4 protein-coding genes are annotated in these 4,749 nt (G+C 74.3%); 2 read left to right on the top strand and 2 right to left on the bottom strand.

Annotation, left to right across the window (positions count from 1 at the left end; all coding sequences use genetic code 11):
• Nucleotides 1–1,323, top strand: a 1,323-nt coding sequence (locus CCN51_RS49530) for an ABC transporter transmembrane domain-containing protein (protein WP_086861113.1), incomplete at its 5' end; no start/stop codon positions are given.
• Nucleotides 1,320–3,083 (top strand): ABC transporter ATP-binding protein, encoded by a 1,764-nt coding sequence (locus tag CCN51_RS49525; protein ID WP_014181480.1) that lies wholly within the window; start codon nucleotides 1,320–1,322, stop codon nucleotides 3,081–3,083. The genes CCN51_RS49530 and CCN51_RS49525, both read left to right, overlap by 4 nt.
• 60 nt (nucleotides 3,084–3,143) lie before the next feature.
• On the opposite strand, the gene CCN51_RS49520 is transcribed toward CCN51_RS49525, so the two are convergent.
• On the bottom strand, nucleotides 3,144–3,920 hold the full coding sequence (locus CCN51_RS49520) for a DeoR/GlpR family DNA-binding transcription regulator (RefSeq protein ID WP_014181481.1): 777 nt from the start codon (nucleotides 3,918–3,920) through the stop codon (nucleotides 3,144–3,146).
• Nucleotides 3,921–3,989: 69 nt separating this feature from the next.
• Nucleotides 3,990–4,749, bottom strand: a 760-nt coding sequence (pdxA, locus tag CCN51_RS49515; protein ID WP_107426307.1) for a 4-hydroxythreonine-4-phosphate dehydrogenase PdxA, incomplete at its 5' end; no start/stop codon positions are given.

The following is a 4,749-nucleotide window of genomic DNA, read 5'->3' as shown; positions in this document are numbered from 1 at the left end:
GACCGGATCGGCGAGGCGCTGGCCGGTACCGCCCGTGGCAGCGGTGCGGTCGTGGCCATCGCCGCCATCGCCGCGATCATGCTGGACGCCTCCTGGCGGCTCGGCGTCGTGGTGCTGGCCGGTGTGCCGCTCATGGTCTGGGCGGTCGCGCTGCTGATCCGCCCGCTGCACCGGCGCCAGGAGCGGCTGCGCGAGCACCAGGCCGAACTGACCGGGCGGGCCGTCGACATCGTCAGCGGGCTGCGCGTACTGCGCGGCATCGGCGGCGAGGAGGTCTTCGCCGAGCGCTACCGCGCCGACTCCCAGCGGCTGCGCGGCGCGGGGGTGGCGCTCGCCCGCGTCGATGCCCTGTTCGGCGCCGTCAAGGTGCTGCTCCCCGGCCTGTTGACCTGCGTCGTCGTCTGGCTGGGGGCGCGCGATGTGGCCGGCGGCCGGATCGGCGCCGGGCAGCTCGTCGCGTTCTACGGCTACGCCGTCTACCTGGTCGATCCGCTGCGCCGGCTCACCGACACCGCCAGGCAGCTGACCCGGGGCCATGTCGCCGCCCGCCGCGTCACCGACTTTCTCGCGCTCACTCCCGAGCTCTCCTCCGGCACCGGTTTGCCACGGCCGCGCACCGCTGGGAAGGACCGCCTGCCCGGCAGTGGTCCCCTGGCCGACCCCGACTCCGGGTTGGCCGTGGCAGCGGGCCGGTTCACCGCCGTGGCCTGCGCCTCCCCGGCCGACGCCGCCGCCCTCGCCGACCGGCTGGGCCGCTACACCGACTCCGCCGTCACCTGGCAGGGGGCGCCGCTCGCCGATCTGCCGCTGGAGGAGGTGCGGCGGCGCATCCTCGTCGCCACCAATGACGACCTGCTCTTCGCCGGCCCGCTGGGCGACGAACTCGACCCGGCCGGGCCCCGCCCCGGCTCCCGCGAGCCGCTGGAACGGGCACTGGACACCGCCTCGGCGCGCGACATCGTCGAGGCGCTGCCGGACGGGCTGAACGCCGTGATCGCCGCGTCCGGGCGCGATCTCTCCGGCGGACAGCAGCAGCGGCTGCGGCTGGTACGGGCCCTGATGGCCGACCCGGAGGTGCTGGTCCTGGCCGAGCCCACCAGCGCGGTCGACGCCCACACCGAGGCCCGCGTCGCCCGCGGGCTCGGCGCCCACCGCGCGGGCCGCACCACCGTCGTGTTCACCACCAGCCCGATCCTGCTCGACCGGGCGGACCACGTCGTCTACGTCGAGAGCGCGAAGGCCGTCGCCCAGGGCACACACGGCGAACTCCTCGACGACCCCCGCTACCGGGCGGTCGTCGCCCGAGAGGAGGAAGCGGTATGAACACTCCGCTGCCCATCGCCTCCGCGAAGGAGGTCCGCGCCCACGTCCGCCGGCTGGCCCGGCGTCACCCGCGCGAACTGGCCGCCGCCCTGACGCTGTACGGCCTGGCCGCCGTCTGCGGCCTGGTGGGCCCCTGGCTGCTGGGCGGCCTGGTCGAGGACGCCGGGCGCGGCGCCGCCGACATCCCCCGCACCGCGCTGCTGATCTGCGCGTTCATCGTGGCCCAGGCGCTGCTGACGCATACCGCCGGCTACGCCTCGGCCAGGCTGGGCGAGCAGGTCCTGGCCGAGCTGCGCGAGCGGTTCGTCGACGATGTGCTGACGCTGCCGCTCGCCACCGTCGAGCGGGCGGGCTCGGGGGATCTGGTCACCCGCACCACCCGCGATGTGGACGTGCTGGCGCGCGTGGTGCGCGGCGCCGTGCCTGCCGCCGTTACCGCGCTGGTCACGATCCTCGTCACCCTCGGGGCGATGGCCGTGGTCGGCCCGCTGCTCGCGTTCCCCTGTCTGATCGCCGTTCCCATCCTGTGGGCCGCCTCCCGGTGGTTCTTCGGCCGCGCCCGCGACGCCTTCCTGGCCCAGAGCGCGACGTACTCCCAGCTCACCGAGGGCCTGACGGAGACCGTTGAGGGGGCCCGTACGGTCGAGGCGCTCCGTATCGCCGAGCGCCGCACCGCCCGCACGGACCAGGACATCGCCGGGTCCTACGCCGCCGAGCGCCACACGGTGGGGCTGCTCACCGTCTTCCTGCCGATCATCGACACCGCGTATGTGCTGCCGGTGGCCGCCACGTTGGTCATCGGCGGGTTCTTCGCCATCGACGGCCTGGTCTCGCTGGCGTCGGTCACCGCGGCCACGCTCTACGTCCAGCAACTGCTGGGGCCGGTCGACACATTGCTGTACTCGCTGGGGGATCTGCAGACCGGCTCCGCCTCGCTGGCCAGGCTGCTGGGGGTCGGCGGCGGGTCCGGCGTCACGGGAGCCACGCCCGGCGGCAGTGGGCGGAGCCGGGCGGTCCGCGCGGATCTCAAGGGGCGCCGGGCGCTTGAGGTCAGGGGGGTGAGTTACGCCTACCGCGACGGCCGGGACGTATTGCGCGGCATCGATCTGAGGATCGGGTGCGGGGAGCGGCTGGCCGTCGTCGGCCCGTCGGGCGCGGGCAAGTCGACCCTCGGCCGGCTGCTCGCAGGGATCCACTCGCCGCGCACCGGCGCGGTCACCGTCGGGGGAGTGGCGCTGACGGATCTCTCACCGGCCGAACTGCGCGGCGAGGTCGCCCTGGTCACCCAGGAGACGTATGTCTTCCGCGGCACGGTGCGCGACAACCTGCTCATCGCCCGGCCCGGGGCGGACGACGCCGAACTGGAGCGGGCGCTGCGGGCGGTCGGCGCCTGGGAGTGGGCCGCGCTGACGGGGCTCGACGCCCGGGTGGGAGCCGGTGGCGCGGCGCTGCCGCCCGATCGCGCGCAGCAACTCTCCCTGGCCCGGCTGATCCTCGCCGATCCGCACACACTGGTGCTGGACGAGGCCACCTCGCTGCTCGATCCGCGCGCGGCCCGGGACACCGAGCGCTCGCTCGCCGCGGTCCTCGAAGGGCGCACCGTCGTGGCGATCGCCCACCGGCTGCACACGGCGCATGACGCGGACCGGGTGGCGGTGATGGAGGACGGGCGGATCACCGAACTCGGGCCGCACGAGGAGCTGGTGCGGCGCGGCGGCCCGTACGCCGCGCTCTGGGCGTCCTGGCACGGCCGCACCTGACCGGCCCGGCCGGGTCGGGCGCCACACTGGTGAACATGCGGCCCGGCGGGGCCGCCCGGCTCACTCCGCGTCGACGAGAACGACCTCGACCCCGGCCGCCCGCAGCGCCCGCACCTCGTCCTGGTCGGCCGCGCGGTCCGTCACCAGCGTCCACCCCGGCGGCAGCTGGACCCAGGTGTGGAAGGGGTGGCGGCCGATCTTCGCCGAGTGGGCCAGTACGTAGACGGCGTCGGCCCGGCGGGCCATCAGCTCCTTGAGGCGGGTCTGGCGCAGGTCCGCCTCGCACAGGCCGTCGCGGGCCGTTACGCCGTCGGCGCCGAGGAAGACCCGGTCGAAGGTCATCCGCTCCAACGCGGCCTCGGCGAGCGGTCCGACGAAGCTCTGGCTCAGCGGGCGCAGCGTGCCGCCAAGGCACTCCACCCGTACGCCGTCCACGTCGGAGAGCTCCTGCAGCGCGGTCAGCCCGGTCGTCGCCACCGTCAGATCCTCGGCGGCGCGCAGCTCATGGGCCAGGGCGCCGACGGTCGAGCCCGCGTCGAGCAGGACCGTCTCGCCCGTACGGATCCGCTCCGCCGCCCACCGGGCGATGGCCTGCTTGGCCTCGAAGGCCTCGCCGGTGCGCTGGCGCAGCGACGCCTCGGGGTGCGCCACCAGGGCCATCGCCCCGCCGTAGGTGCGGGCCAGCCGCCCGGCGGCGGTCAGTTGGGCGAGGTCGCGGCGGATGGTGGAGGCGGTGACCCCGAAGGTGCGGGACAGCTCCTCCACACTCGCCAGACCCGTGGTGGTGGCGAGGTGGACGATCTGGTCGCGGCGGCCCCGGGCTCCCTGGGCTGGCATCGTCAACTCGTCACTCGTCCTTCTGGTCTTGCGTCACCGGCTGGTCTCGCGTCACCGGGCGGTCTCGCTTCACCGGGCGGGGGCCGAGGACATCTCGGCCGCCTGCCGCAGGGCCTCGATCATGCTACCGGCGTCCGCCTTTCCGGTACCGGCGATGTCGAAAGCGGTGCCGTGGTCGACGGAGGTGCGGATGACGGGCAGCCCGACGGTCAGATTGACCCCGGCCTCCAGACCGAGCACCTTGACCGGGCCGTGCCCCTGGTCGTGGTACATCGCCACGATCAGGTCGTAGTCGCCGCGGCCGGCCAGGAAGAAGGCGGTGTCGGCGGGGAGCGGGCCGCGGGCGTCGATGCCGTCGGCGCGCAGCACCTCCAGTGCGGGGACGATCTTCTCCTCTTCCTCGCCGTAGCCGAACAGCCCGTTCTCGCCCGCGTGCGGGTTGATACCGCAGACGCCGATGACGGGGTTCGGGGTGCCGGCGCGGACCATCGCCTCGTGGCCGCGGCGTACGGTGCGCTCGACGAGGCCGGGTTCGATCCGGTTGACCGCGTCGATCAGGCCGATGTGCGTGGTGACGTGGATGACCTTCACGGTCGGGGTGGCCAGCATCATGGAGACCTCGTCGACGCCGGTGAGATGGGCGAGGAGTTCGGTGTGGCCGGGGAAGATGTGGCCGCCCGCGTGCAGGGCTTCCTTGTTCAGGGGGGCGGTGCAGATGCCCTGCACCGCACCGCTCATGGCCAGTTCGGCGGCCACCGCTATGTACTGGTAGGCGGCGTCCCCGGCCACCGCGGACAGCTGCCCCCAGGGCAGGTCGGCGGGGAGCAGG

It is taken from the genome of Streptomyces milbemycinicus, assembly GCF_002154605.1.
Taxonomy (GTDB): Bacteria; Actinomycetota; Actinomycetes; order Streptomycetales; family Streptomycetaceae; genus Streptomyces; species Streptomyces milbemycinicus.
The sequence above is the reverse complement of the archived record's forward strand: the minus strand, read 5'-3'. Positions and strand labels throughout refer to the sequence as shown.